This window comes from Streptomyces sp. NPDC054770 (assembly GCF_053611985.1).
Map to the genome: position 1 here is coordinate 31,423 of NZ_JBSHBL010000060.1, position 13,446 is coordinate 44,868.

Annotated in this window: 8 protein-coding genes and 3 pseudogenes; 4 read left to right on the forward strand and 7 right to left on the reverse strand. The window is 67.6% G+C overall.

Going from position 1 to position 13,446, the window contains the following annotated elements; translation table 11 throughout:
• Positions 1-6: 6 nt before the first annotated feature.
• The 4 genes and pseudogenes from ACWGKQ_RS37615 to ACWGKQ_RS37630 all read right to left on the reverse strand — a co-directional run.
• Positions 7-1,446: an acyl-CoA carboxylase subunit beta gene (locus ACWGKQ_RS37615; protein ID WP_453296531.1), complete on the reverse strand. Its 1,440-nt coding sequence runs from the start codon at positions 1,444-1,446 to the stop codon at positions 7-9.
• Positions 1,447-2,198: 752 nt separating this feature from the next.
• Positions 2,199-2,492, reverse strand: a complete 294-nt coding sequence (locus ACWGKQ_RS37620; protein WP_453296532.1) for a hypothetical protein — start codon at positions 2,490-2,492, stop codon at positions 2,199-2,201.
• A gap of 282 nt (positions 2,493-2,774) precedes the next feature.
• Positions 2,775-3,560 carry a GMC family oxidoreductase gene (locus ACWGKQ_RS37625; protein WP_453296533.1) on the reverse strand — a complete coding sequence of 262 codons (786 nt, stop codon included), beginning with the start codon at positions 3,558-3,560 and terminating at the stop codon, positions 2,775-2,777.
• A 697-nt stretch (positions 3,561-4,257) separates the two neighbouring features.
• Positions 4,258-4,437 (reverse strand): annotated as a pseudogene (locus tag ACWGKQ_RS37630) (FAD-dependent oxidoreductase); the annotation flags it as partial.
• A 431-nt stretch (positions 4,438-4,868) separates the two neighbouring features.
• Here ACWGKQ_RS37630 and ACWGKQ_RS37635 point away from each other — a divergent pair.
• Both ACWGKQ_RS37635 and ACWGKQ_RS37640 read left to right on the forward strand, forming a co-directional pair.
• Positions 4,869-5,966 (forward strand): AI-2E family transporter, encoded by a 1,098-nt coding sequence (locus tag ACWGKQ_RS37635; protein WP_453296534.1) that lies wholly within the window; start codon positions 4,869-4,871, stop codon positions 5,964-5,966.
• 662 nt (positions 5,967-6,628) lie between these two features.
• Positions 6,629-7,363, forward strand: coding sequence for a dienelactone hydrolase family protein (locus ACWGKQ_RS37640; protein WP_453296535.1), 735 nt, complete (start codon positions 6,629-6,631; stop codon positions 7,361-7,363).
• Between the two features lie 584 nt (positions 7,364-7,947).
• On the opposite strand, the gene ACWGKQ_RS37645 is transcribed toward ACWGKQ_RS37640, so the two are convergent.
• On the reverse strand, positions 7,948-8,550 hold the full coding sequence (locus ACWGKQ_RS37645) for a peptidoglycan-binding domain-containing protein (protein ID WP_453296536.1): 603 nt from the start codon (positions 8,548-8,550) through the stop codon (positions 7,948-7,950).
• Between the two features lie 160 nt (positions 8,551-8,710).
• Here ACWGKQ_RS37645 and ACWGKQ_RS37650 point away from each other — a divergent pair, with 160 nt between their 5' ends.
• The gene (locus ACWGKQ_RS37650) at positions 8,711-8,950 is read left to right on the forward strand and encodes a hypothetical protein (protein WP_453296537.1); all 240 of its coding nucleotides are present in this window, start codon (positions 8,711-8,713) and stop codon (positions 8,948-8,950) included.
• 1,051 nt (positions 8,951-10,001) lie between these two features.
• Positions 10,002-10,686, forward strand: a pseudogene (locus tag ACWGKQ_RS37655) (IS5 family transposase).
• 39 nt (positions 10,687-10,725) lie between these two features.
• On the opposite strand, the pseudogene ACWGKQ_RS37660 reads toward ACWGKQ_RS37655, so the two are convergent.
• Together ACWGKQ_RS37660 and ACWGKQ_RS37665 are read right to left on the reverse strand one after the other, a co-directional pair.
• A pseudogene (locus ACWGKQ_RS37660) lies at positions 10,726-11,580 on the reverse strand (IS5 family transposase).
• 51 nt (positions 11,581-11,631) lie between these two features.
• A complete protein-coding gene (locus ACWGKQ_RS37665) occupies positions 11,632-13,248 on the reverse strand; it encodes a purple acid phosphatase family protein (protein WP_453296538.1) in 1,617 nt (538 codons plus the stop codon).
• Positions 13,249-13,446 lie beyond the last annotated feature (198 nt).

Consider the following 13,446-nt stretch of genomic DNA (forward strand, 5'->3'; position numbering starts at 1 on the left):
CAGCGGTCACAGAGGCAGGTTTCCGTGCTTGCGCGGCAGCGCCGAGCGGCGCTTGGACCGCAGGAGCCACAGGGCTCGGTGCAGCCGCTCGCGGGTGTCGTCGGGGTCGATGACTTCGTCGACCGCGCCGCACTCGGCCGCGGCGAAAGCGTCGAGTTCGCCGGCGCCGGCGCCGGGCCAGGCGAGCACGATGTCGCTGCCGAGGTGCCGGGACCCGAGAGCCAGGTAGCCGGCACCGGACACCGGTCCGGCAAGGACGGTCAGCAAGGGCACGGTGGCCTCGGCATAGGCGTACATCAGCCGGGGCATGTCGTTCCTCGAAGCGGTGGAGGCGGCGGGGGCGACGGGCCGGGGTCTTCCGGCAACTCCCGCGAACGTCACGATCGGCAGACCGAACGCGTCGCAGGTACGGACGAAGCGTGCGACCTTGTCGCACTCGGCGGCTCCCATCAGTCCGTCCGTACCGAGAGGGCGGGCGGCCACCACACCGACGGATGCGCCGCCGAGCCAGCCGAATCCTGTGACGGCTTCGGTGGCGAACAGGGCCTGCGTCTCAAGGAATCCGTCCGGGTCCAGGACATCGGAGAGAATGCGGTGCGCCTCCGAGGACGGGGGCGGCACGCTCGCCGTACCCGCCGGGGCGGCGCCGCCCCGGCCCGGCGCGCGCATGCCGGAGCCGGGCGTCCCGCCGGCGGCGGGCAGGTGCGACAGGAGGGCCCGGACGAATCGGAACGCGTCGTCCTCGTCCACGGCGAGGTAGTGGGCGGTACCGGACAGGGTGTTGTGCATGCGCGCACCCCCCAGTTCCTCCAGGCCGACCCGCTCGCCGACCGCGTGTCTGGTGGCCTCGGGCCCGGTGACGAACATGTGTGAGGTGCCCTCGACCATCACCACGAAGTCGGTCAGTGCGGGCGAGTAGGCTGCGCCACCCGCGCATGGCCCGCACATCACCGAGATCTGAGGGACCGCACCCGACATCCGCACGTTGCGGGTGAAGATCTCGCCGTACAGCGCCTGCGCCACCACACCCTCCTGGATTCGGCCGCCCGCGCTGTCGTTGATCCCGATGACCGGCGCACCGGCATCCAGAGCAAGATCCATGATCTTGACGATCTTCCGGCCCGCGGCCTCTCCGAGACTGCCACCGGAGACGGTGAAGTCCTGTGCGAAGCAGCAGACCGGCATTCCGTGGACAGTGCCGTGCCCCGTGACCACGGCATCGCCCGGTCGGCTGGACGGGCTTGCCTTCATGGGACCGCGGCGGACGAGTGAGCCGACCTCCGTGAACGATCCGGCGTCCAGCAGCATGGCGATCCGTTCCCACGCCGAGCGCCGCCCTCGGTCACGCTGCCTGGCTGCCGCGTGCGAACGGTGCGCCAGCACCGCGGCCCGGCGACGGCTCAGCTCGGCGGCCCCGGCGAAATCGCCATAGTGATGATGGTTCACGACCTTCCGAACGTGCGCGGGGAGTCAACCGCTCCCGTGCCGCCGCGTGTGTTGGATCACAGCCTTATGGGCAACTTTCGTTGTTCAAAAGGGAATTGGGCAACAGACAGGCCGCGCCGGTCGTGCATGTCCGTCAGCGAGCGTCATCCAAACCGAAGTTGCAGGTCGCGGGGCCGGCGTTGTCCGAGGCCGAACTGCCGACCACACCCTGGATCACGCCCGCCCAACGGCCGGGCGCCGGGAGGTGAGGTCGACGACCGTGTCCGGACAGAGGAACTTCCCGCGTCGCCTTACCAGGTCGGAGGCATACAACTGCTGTACCACCAGCAGACGAAGAACATCCTGGACGTACGCGAGGTGTGCCCGACCGCCTCGCCCGGCCACGCCCGGTGCTCCACGGAGATACACAGCGACCCGAAAGTCGGTCGCGGCCAAGGTTGGGAGGGTGGGATCGCCCTCGATCTCGGCATGGTCTCCGCCGCCTGCGCGCAGTGCCACATCCTCCTGGTGGAGAGTGACGCGGGACCACCGAAGGGGGCAGCCTGCCGGCATACGCCTCGGCCTATACGCATCCAGGCGTGGCGATCACCGCGGGCAACCGCGACAACGGCTGCGGCCTGCCGAACTTTCCCGCTGGGCTGAGCTCGGTGATTTCGGTGGGCGGTAACGACAAGTAGGGCCTACGTCTTCCACGGCACCGTCACCACCGCGGCTGTTCGGCTATGGCTCCGGGGCTGAGCCGGCCTGCGGTCTCAGTCCCCGAGGAACCACAAGTACAGGCCCTGCCCGTCGAGAACTACCTGACCCAGTTCGGTCAACTCGCGCGCAAACTCATCGCTGAGCACGCCTGCAGGCAGCCGCGGTACCTCCTCCAACAGGGTGGACACCTGGCGGTGGTTGAAAACGGTGTCCGCATACGGCAGCAGATGTCCCAGCATGGGAAACACCGACTGATCAAGACCAGCCAGCTCAGGACCCCAGACCACACCATGCTTCGCGCGGGCCTCGATCGTGCCGTCCTCGCCTCGGACCTGGAGGTTGATCACGGTCAGACCCTATGCCCTCATGACCTGCCGGACACGGCCCAGCACTCCAGCGTCCGCCGCTCAGCCTCTGTGAACACGAGCGGTGGTCTCGGCTTCCCTGCCGTAGTCCGACAGAGCGCAGAACGGCGGACCGGGCCAGTGGCAGCAGACGGACTCGCCCCTGAGCAGAATCCGCACGGATCGCCCAGGACCTGCACCCAAACGCGACGGCCGACCCGCCGCGCGGGACCGCTTCGATCACCGCCGCCGCCGAAACCCGGCGTGAGCCGATGCCTTCGCCGATCACGCCGCACCGCTGTGCGCCGGGTCATGGTCGGCGATCTTGGCCATGGCGCGTTCGGCGAGCGCCGTGATGGTCAGGGCCGGATTCACACCGAGGTCCACGGGCAGGACCGAACCATCACACACGATCAGGTTGCGATAGCCGAAGACGTGGTGGTCGCGGTCCACGACCCCGGTATCCGGCCCGGCGCCGATCGCCGCTCCGCCGAGCAGGTGGACCGTCGTGGGAACGCTCCGCGTGGATTCCGAGATCGACGCCTGGGCGGCACCACCGATGCGTTCGGTCAGCCAGTCCGCGAACTCGTACGCTGCGGGCACCCGCATCGCCGGAGCGACCGGCCCAAGCTCTGTTTCCAGGCGGATGCTCCCATCGCGCCTCCTGCCCTTGGGCCGCAACCGGATCGTGCCCTCGGTCCGACTCATCACAAGCACCAGCTGGGTACGCCTCGACCAACCACGGACCCGCAGAGGCTGCAGCGTGCGGCGCGGATCGCGCAGCACCGCTGAAACCATCCGCCGAAGCACAGCGCGCCCATTCCCCGCGTCGGTGATCGGCCAGAACAAGGGCGACTGCGAGTCGGCGCCAGGGCCGTAGGTGAACGGCTGGATCAGACTGCGCGAATCTGGCCGAGCGGCACGGGTGATCGACGGGCCGTCGGTGAAGTCCCAGCCCCGGGACCCGGTGACGGCCACCACCGACTCGCCGTTGGTCCGCACCCCGTATCCCACTCGGTCGGAGACCCCGGGCAGGGATCCGGCCGCCTTGCAACGATGCAGCAGTTCCACCGTGCCCAAAGAGCCACCGGCCAACACCACACCCCCCCCCGCACGTGATCACGGCAGACCCCTCGGACAGGCGGCTACCGGGACGCCGGTGCTCGACGACATAGCCGTCCGACCCGTCATCGGCACCGCTCGGCCTGATGTCGAACGCCTCACGTTCCGCGAGCACTTGGGCGCCGGCCTTCTCGGCGAACCACAGATAGTTTTTCGTCAGCGTATTCTTCGCGCCGATCCGACAGCCCGTCGTACATGCCCCACATCGGACGCACCCGGTACGTTCGGGACCCGCGCCGCCGAAGTACGGGTCCGGGACCGTCATGCCGGGGTTGCCGAGGAAGATCCCAAGCGGCGGGGCATGGCAGGTGTCAGAGAATCCGCGCTCCGCGGCGTACTCATCGAGCAGGGACGCGGACGTACTCGGCTCCACGGAACTGTCGACGCCGAGCATGTGCTCGGCAACCGTGTAGTGCGCGTCCAACTCCTGTTGCCAGTCGGCCGGCCCAGCCCACAGCGGATCACGGAAGCAGTCCGGATCCGGACGATAGAGCGCGGCGGCATAGCCAAGCGAGCCTCCGCCCACACCGCAGCCCGTGCCGACCAGCACGTGACGCAGCTGCACAATCCGGCAGATGCCACGCAGGCCGACCTGCGGCATCCACAGGTAGCGCGAGACCTGCCAGGTCGAGGATGGCAGATCATGATCGGCGCACCGCCTGCCCCGCTCCAGCACGAGCACCCGGTACCCCTTCTCGGCCAGACGCAACGCGGCCACCGCACCCCCGAACCCGGAACCGATCACGACCCAGTCGTAGTCGAACTTCCGCCCCGGATCAGTCATTCGGGTTCCCTCCGCAGGATGCAGGCAACGACTCGGCTCCATGGCCCACGGCCCTTGTACTCACATCAGGGCCAACAGCACTCGAACCGCGAGGAATCGGCCCAGCCGTTCCTCTTGGCGCATCGGCCACGTCTGCCGACGCTTGACGAGCCGGGTCACGAAGCGAGCATTTCGATTGCACGCTCATCCACTTTCGTCAAAGACACTCGGTGACCACGGATTTCCGGCCAGGCGGGGTGCTGTCGGATCTCAGCGACAAGTGAGCTCTTGCCTGACCGGCATCTTTCTCCACTTCGAGGCTAGGGTCCCGTAGTCCGTACGGCATCTGTCATCCGACTGCACCACCGTCGCAATCGGGGTCGGAACAGGTATCTGCGTACCCGCTCCTGGATAGGCTCGCCCCCTCTCATCAAGCCTCACCACCCCCAGCCGTACCGTGCCGCCTGCGGCCCGGCCAATCTCCAGGAGCCCCGGTGACAGCGTTCGAGTCCGAACCGGACAGCGCCCGCATACCGCTCCCCGGGGTGTCCGAAGGGGGCAGCCCGGGGCCTTCCCGATCCTGGCTTGCCATCGGGTTCCAGCTGAGCCTGGGCGCGCTGCTGGCGTACTTGCTGGTCCACGCGGTCGAGAGCATCGTCAGCATCGTGATGCTGACCCTGCTGGCGCTGGTGATCGCCATCAGCGCGGAACCGTTCGTGCAGGCCCTGCTCCGGCGGGGGCTGCCCCGGTCCTGGGCGGTGACGATCGTGCTCGTCGGACTGGCCCTCTTCCTGGGCGCGCTGTCGCTGCTGTTCGTCACTCCCATCACCAACGAGGTGAATGCGCTGGCCCGGAATGTACCGATCTGGCTCCAGCAGCTCCAGAACCACCACTCCGAGCTGGGAAGACTGGAGGACAAGTACCACCTCGTCGAGAAGGCCAAGCAGGCAATGGGCTCGGGCGGCGCCAACAGCGTGGCGAGCGGGCTGCTGGGGGCCGGGCAACTGGTGGTCACCACGGTGAGCGGGCTGTCCCTGGTGGTCACCCTGACCATCTACTTCCTGTCCGGGCTGCCCACGCTCAAGGAGTTCTGCCTGCGCTTCGTGGCCGGCAGCCGCCGCGAACACGCCGCCGAGATCACCGACGAGATCCTGTCGCGCACCGGCCGCTACATGCTCGCCAACGTCGCCACCTCGGTTATCGCCGGGGTGGCCACCTACGTCTGGTTGCAGATCTTCGGCGTCCCCTATCCCGCCGCGCTGGGCGTCTTCGTCGCCGTCATGGACCTGGTGCCGCTGGTGGGGTCCACCATCGGCGGGATCGTGGTGTCGCTGGTGGCCCTGGTGGTCTCCTGGCCGGTCGCCATCGCCACCGCGGTCTTCTACATCTTCTTCCGGGTGGCGGAGGACTACCTGATCACGCCCAAGGCGATGAAGTACGCCGTGGAGGTACACCCGCTGGTCACCGTTCTGGGCGTGGTGATCGGCGGGGACCTGCTGGGGCTTATCGGCGCGTTGCTGGCGATACCGATCGCGGTGGCCATCGGCCTGTTGCTGGAAGACGCCGTCTTCCCCCGCATCGCCGCCAGCTGAACGTCGGCCGCCGGGTCAGTGCCCGGCGCGCAGCAACTCGCGCCACTGCTTGACACTCCGGCGGCCCGGGGGGTGGTCCCGGTGAACCAGGCTGCCCTTCGAGCCGGTGTCCAGGTGGTGCGCCCGGTATCCAGTGGGAGCAGGACGAGGGCCGCGCGGGCGATCCTGGTGATGCTGCTGGTGCCGGGGGCGGACAGAGAGGGTGGTTCGTGAGCCTACGAGCGTTCCTGTCGTCGCCTGATGGTGCGGGTGCGGGCGAAAGCGACCGATCCGCGGCCGCTGGTTTGCCGGGGTAGCGAGGTGAGTGAACGCACGCCGTACCCGAGTGGCTTAGGAGCTGTTGTCTTTTCGATCTCGAGGGTGTCCGTCGAACGGAAGTCTCGATGTCCTGTCGCATGCGACGCGTGCCGGTTCTCGTCCAATCGAGGTATCCGCTCGGGCTGCAGTGCCGACGTCGGCTCGTATCCGGTGGGCTACGCTGTGCGGCCATGAATACCGGGACGGCCTTGCGCCACACACGGATCGGTGACCCGGTGCTCTTCTGAGCGCCGTACGGGCCGGTTTGGGCCCGCTGTTCGATCGAGGCTCTTGCGCTGCGGCGCGGGCTCCGCCTCCGTCGTGTTGATCACAGGCTCTGCACATCAACCACGACAGGAGTATGCATGCCCACCAAGACGCTGCGGATTCCCACCGCGGACGGCCAGGCCGACGCCTTCGCCGCCTTCCCTCACCACAGCGAGCGGCACCCAGCGGTGCTGATGTACGCGGACGGCTTCGGCATCCGGCCCGTGCTGCGGGAGATGGCCCGCGAACTGGCCGGGCACGGCTACTACGTGCTCGTCCCCAACTCCTTCTACCGGCACGGCCCGGCACCGCTGGTCGAGCTTCCCGAGTACATCGGAGAAGAGGTCCGGCCCGCGGTCTTCGCCCAGCTGATGCCCCTGATCGAGGCGCACACCGCCGAACATGTCCTGAGCGATGCCGACGCCTACCTCAGGTTCCTCACCACCCAGCCCGAGGTCGGCGCCGGACCGGTCGCGGTGACCGGCTACTGCATAGGCGGCCTCTACGCGATGCGCACCGCCGCGGCCCACCCCGACCAGGTGGCGGCCGTCGCCGCGTTCCACGGCCCGGTGGGTCGCGATGGGGCCAACCTCTTCTCCAAGCTCACCGCCCAGGTCCACCTCGGCCACGCGGAAGGCGACATGACGCCTGAGTCCCTCGTCGAGCTCAACCAGGCCCTGGATGCGGCAGGTATCGGCTACACCTCCGAGATCTACCCCGGCACCATCCACGGCTTCACCATGTCCGACACCGACGCTTACAGCGCCTCCGGGCTGAAGCGCCACTGGGATCGCCTGCTCCCCCTTCTGGACCGCACCCTGGCCAACAGCTGAGGCTCCAGCCCGGAGAACAAGGCGTCTCGAATCGGCCCCGATCTGTGAGGATCGCCGCCCGCGAAGCCGGCAGTTCACCACGAGCGCCTGTCGTGGCAGGCGCGGCACCGGTCGCGCGAAGCGCATGCATGTGCAGAGCTGGAACAACCAGCTCTGCACATGCGTAGCGGTGGGGCTGAGCCGACAGCCGACCCGCCGACAGCCGACGGGCCTGCGCCAACGCGCGGATCTTGCCTGTCCCGGGGAGGTCTCATATCGAACGCCCGCTCTATCCGCCGACCGGCATACGTCATCAGCAGGCAAGCCCTCGGTGGCCAACAGCAGTTGCCGGACAGCCTGTGACTCAGCCGCCCTTCGCCAGGCATGGATCGCAAACCGTCACGACGCCGTCCGGATGCTTTCACGGCCAGCCGCGGGTCCGGTGGGCCCGAAGGCGTGGTCCATGCCTGCGCAGCTCCAGCCCGGCCGCCTCGGCCAGGGCCCCGGCGTGGACCAGGCCGGGGTCGCCCCGGTCGGCCCTCGGCCTACCTACGGCAGGCAACGTGTCCGCACGGCGGGCCGCCGTGCGGACACGTCATGGACCGTCAGTAGTAGCAGACGCCCGTGTGCCTGCCGCCTTGGCCGTTGGAGTAGTCGTATGCCTGAAAGTGGAAGTAAGAGCTGGTGATGGGGCCGAAACGGCCGTCTTCGTCCAGCACGTGCTTGCCCAAGTCCTTGTTGATCTGCGTCTGGGCGTTCCTCACCGCCTGCTCGGTGGCGGGGCCGAAGTCCCGGTCCTCCGCGATGTTCTGGTCGAAGCAGGCGTTCAGGCTCTCCTGCACGACCAGTACGGGGAGGCCCTTCATCCCCCGGACCACGACGCAGTTGTAGTTGCCCGAGCCCGCCGACGGCACATGGAGGTACCAATCGCCACCGAGACTCACGTTGGTGAAGCCGGTGCACGCGACCTCGGCGGCAGCCGTCTTGGGCGCAACCTGCGCCGACGCCGTTCCCGGGCTGCCCACCACCAGCGCCGGGACGGCGAGGGCCGCCACTGCCGCCAACGAAGCCAGGCTTGCCCGTCGTGTAGTTCGCATTGATTCCTTCTCCTTGTTCTGCGGGACGGTTTCGTGTTCTGGCGCTGCACTTGAGGTGGAACAGGCGTCGGAGAAGAGGACGAGAGCGGGAACCCGTCCGAGCAGGTTCACTGTCCCTCCCCGTAGATGGTGCTTTGCACGGGCCCGTGCCCGGGCCATTCCTGGTTTGCGAAGCGGCACCGATGACCACTCGGCGGCGCTTCGCCTTGCACGCCAAACGGTGCGCCACCGACCTTGTGGAAACCTTGTGAACCAGCCGCAACCTGGGCATTTGAACAGCATTCGCGCCTTGGTCACCGTGCCGCGATCCGGGCGCGAGATCTCCCTGCTCGCCGGCACCATGAACACCACCCTCGACCGCCTGCAGAGTTCCGTCGAACAGCAGCACCAGTTCACCGCCGACCGGCCTCACGTCGTGCGCGCCGCCAACGACGACACCCTGCATTCGACCTTGCCGACCTCGTCCGCGGCGAGACCGGCCGCAGGAGACTGCCGCCCCACCTCGCCCTGACCGCGCACATCCACCCTGAACCGATCCCCGTACACGGTCATCAGGCACTCCTGGCCCGCGTACTCGGCAACCTCCTCGACAACGCCGAACGCATCGCCACCGCACAGCACGGCACACTCACGCTCGCCCCAAGCCCCGAGGGTGCCCACTTCCTTGCGCCTCCCCGCAAGCGCCGACCGCGGCAGGACCCGTTGACCACGGCAACTCCTGCCGGCCCCACCGAGGTGAGGTGTCCCGATGCTGAAGATCGAGCCTCTTCGCCTGTGCCAGTGCATCTGCCCAGGTCAACAGCAGTGCAGGTCAGGCCCAGGAGGCCACCGGCACGAACGAAGTATCCTGCCTGGACGGTCCACACACTTCCGCATACCGGCTCTGACCTGCGAGGCAGCACACCGAGCACAGACCGCTCGCACATCCGCTGCACATTTTTTTCGCCCGCCTGATGCACTATGGCAGGGGGCGAAGCATCCAACCGGGTCATGATTTCCTCACGCGTATTCGACGACGGACGACCTGCCGGGACACACGCGTTCTCCCAGTCCACTTCCATGGCAAAGCCGTACGTGTCCAAGGTCAGGGCGAGAGTACCGTGCCGCATCCGCACCTGTTCGATGAGAAACGACCCCATGGGTATGACGGCATAGCTGTACTGGGTTTTGAGAGGTGCCGACCTTCGCCGTTGCCGCTGTTCGGCCACCTCAAGTTTCTTCAGCCTGCACTTCATATCGGTGATGCGCACAGCAACGGCTTCATACTGCGAAGCGCCTGCAAGGCGCCATACCAGACAAGCGTCTCGAACGCGGGGTCGATGCACTGCCTTGACCGGATGCTGGTCCGCGCGGAGGTCATCAGGGTGGCTGACGCGCTGAACGACTCCTTGTTCCATTTCCGCTCCCGACTACGGCGTCGAGTTGGTGATGCACTGTCACCGCAGAAGGCCGAGATCCATCGGCGTTCTGGACATGGCGACTTCACGCACTTGCGCTCCGGGACCCCGGCCAATTGCTCCGCGAGAGGGACCTCCGCGTCGGCAATCAGCCGAGAGCAGTCACTGACAGGCCATCTCATTTGGCTCGCTCGACAGCCTCTGGGTGTGGAGATCGTCCAGCGGCTGGTGCCGGAGGCGCCGACCCGTCCGCAAGGAGGAGGTCGGCGTCGGCACGGGGACCGGGAAGTCCTGACTGCGATCGTGTTCGTGGCCACCTCGGGCTGCACCTGGCAGCAACTGCCCTCTGCCTCGTCGGGCCATCGGGGGCGACGGCTCACCGACGCTTCACGGAATGGTCGAAGGCCAGAGCGTGGGCGAGGCTCCACCGCCTGGTCCTCGACGAGCTCGGCGCCCGCGGCGAGCTGGACTGGTCCCGCTGCGCCATCGACTCGGTGAACGTGCGCGCGCTGAAAAAGTAGAGCTGACAGGCCCGAATCCTGTGGACCGGGGGAAGTACGGCTCGAAGATCCATTTGATCACCGACCGGAGCGGTCTGCCCCTGTCCGTCGGTATCTCCGCCGCGAACCTGCACGACAGCCAAGCCCTCATCCCGCTGGTGAAGGGCAAACCGCCGATCCGCTCCCGGCGCGGCCGCCGGCGCCGCAAGCCTGCCTTGGCGGATGACGCGACGCTCTGTGGCATTCCGCGGCGCCAGGTGACGGTCTATCGGCATCTGTTTGTCGCGAGGAGATCAGGGACGTGCTCGGGCTGCAGGGTGAAGGTGGTCGACGCCGCAGCCAGGTCCTGATCAGGCGTTCTTCTGGGAGCGCGTGTCCTCGGCTTTCTGTCATCGCGTCCAGATCAGGATGGCTGCGAACTGGAGTGCCCCTTCGTAGGCGGTGGCGAGTTCGTCTGCTCGCATGGCCAGGCCCCGCCACTGCTTGAGGCGGTTGATGCACCGCTCGACGGCATTGCGTTGCTTGTATGCATCCGCGTGGAAGCTGGGTGGACGACCACCTGCCCGGCCTCGTCGAAGGCGGTGTCCGATCTGGTCAGAGGGCTGCGGGATGACGGCCCGGATGCCTCGGCGGCGAAGATGCCCGCGAATTGCCCGGGATGAGTAAGCGCGGTCGGCAAGGACGACGTCGGGTCGGGTGCGTGGCCTGCCCGGGCCGATGCGCGGGACTCCGATGCGGGCCATGACCGCCTCGAAGACTGGCGCGTCACCAGCCTGGCCTGCGGTGACGTGGACAGCGAGGGGCCGTGCCTGGCTGTCACTGGCGATGTGGACTTTCGTGCTCAGGCCGCCACGGGAGCGTCCGAGCGCGTGATCGGTGGGTTCATCCGTGTCGGGCGCCCCTTTTCCGGGCTCCGGCCGCGTGCTGGTGAGCGCGGCAGACTGTGGAGTCCACCGACACGGCCCAGCCCACTTCGTCGGCAGCGTCCGCCTCGGCGAGGACGGCAGCGAAGATTCGTTGCCAAGTGCCGTCGGCAGCCCATCTGATCAGGCGTTTGTGAGCGGTCTGGAACGCGCCGAGCTCGTGGGGCAGGTCCCGCCAGGGCGAGCAGGTGCGGTACTTCCACGCGATGGCCTCAAGAGTGCGGCGGTGGTCGGCCCACCGTCGTCCACGGGCCGGATCAGCCGGCATCAGCGGCTGATCCGGTCCCACATCGCATCAGTGATCAGTAACCGGACAGACACAGCCGACCAACTGATCAGCACACCAAAGAGACACGCCCTAGTCGCGGTGGGTCAGTGCTGGCTGTGCCCGCCGTCACTACGACGGCGTTGGAGCGTGAACTTCTCGAAGACCGACAGCTCACCTGTGGGCGTGATGATGTTGTAGTAGGTGACGTGGATGCGGGTCATGTCACCGGGGTGACGGCCCGGGTCGACGGCGAACTCGGCGAAGCCGTACGGATGCTCCGCGTCGCGGACGCCGATCCAGACCGCCGTCTCCTTCTCCTTCACCGAGTTGAACTTGCCGACGTGCTCCATCTGGACGTATGCCGAGTGATGACCGTGACCGTCGGCGTCGTCGGTGGTGAAGCTGTTGTTGGTGATGCCGGACACGCCGCCACCGCCGAGGACCATGTGAGTGGTGCCATGCTCGCTCTCGATCACGTCGAGTGCGGTCTGACTCGGGTTGGGTGTGAGGGTGACGCTGCCGGGGACGACGCCACGCACCGCCAACGAGCGCTCGTAGTCGTGCTCGTGGCCACATACCACCAGGTCGACGCCGTACTTGTCGAAGAGCGGGCCGTACGCCGCGCGCAGCGCGACATCGGGGCCGTTCGCGGCGGTCGCCGAGCTGATCATCACCTGGTGCATGCAGATGACGATCCAGTCGATGGCCTTCGAAGCCCGTGCCGACTTGAGTTCCTGCTCCAGCCAGGCGAGCTGCCGACCGCCGGAGTAGCCGTTGATGTAGATGTCGCCGCCCTCCTGCAGGGCGATGTCGTCGTTCTGCAGGGAGATCACCTTCACCGAGCCGACGGTGAAGGAGTACCAGAGGTTGTCGAGTTCGGGCTGGGTCTCGGTCGAGGGCAGCTCGAAGTAGGTCTGGTACGCGTCGAGACCGAGCTTGCCGTTGCCCAGCTCGATCTCATGGTTGCCCGCGGCCGGCATCCACGGACGGAATCGCGCCGAGCGGCTGTTGTTGGCGAGGAAGTCGTGCCAGACGCGGATGCGGTCGGGCCCGGTGTTGGCATAGCAGAGGTCGCCGTTGAGGAGGTGGAACAGCGGGCCGACCTTCTCGATGCCGGTGACGATGTCGGCAGCGGCGGGCGTGGCGTTGGGCTCGAAGTCCCGGCCCGAGGCGTCGGCCGGGTTCGCTCCGGTCTTCCACGTCACACTGGGCGCACCCTGGTCGCCGAAGCTGGTGAAGGTGAACGGAGCTCGGCCGGACGGCGCCGTGTGGAAGGTGCCGGCGTCGGGGGTGGCGCCGTCGTGCTGGGCCGCGTACAGGTAGTCGGTGTCGGCCTTGAGCTTGCTGATCAGCGCGTGATGGACCCAGACGGTCCGCCCGGAGGTGCCGTCCACGTAGGTCTTCGTCGTCGCGTGCACTGTGGAGCCGAAGCCGCCACTCAGCGTGCCGTAGACGACCCGAGGGTTCTTGACGGCCGCGTCGGTGACCCACGAGACGACCATCTGGCTGCGTGGGTCGGCGCCGAAGGTCAGGTGCAGGCCCTGGACGGGGGTGGTGGCCGAGCCGGTGGTGAGACCGGTGACCTCCGACTTCGCAGGAACCGCCTCGGCGGTTCCTGCGCCGAGGACCAGTGGCCCGGCGGCGGCGCCGGACACTGTCGCGCCGAACAGGCCGAGCGCGTTGCGACGAGAGATTCTGGTTTGCTGGGGCTCTTCGGACATTCCAGGGGCCTTTCGCGTCGTCGGGTGCAGTCGCACACCGACCGGACAGCAGCGCTCCGAACCTGGCAGGGGACTGCGGCAGGTCAGCGGTGCACGCACTCACGGACGCTAGGAAGCACAGTCGACCGGAGCGGTGAGACAGAGATGAACGCCAGATGGCGGTCACCGCAACGGACGGCACTTCCCGGCGGCCTGGCC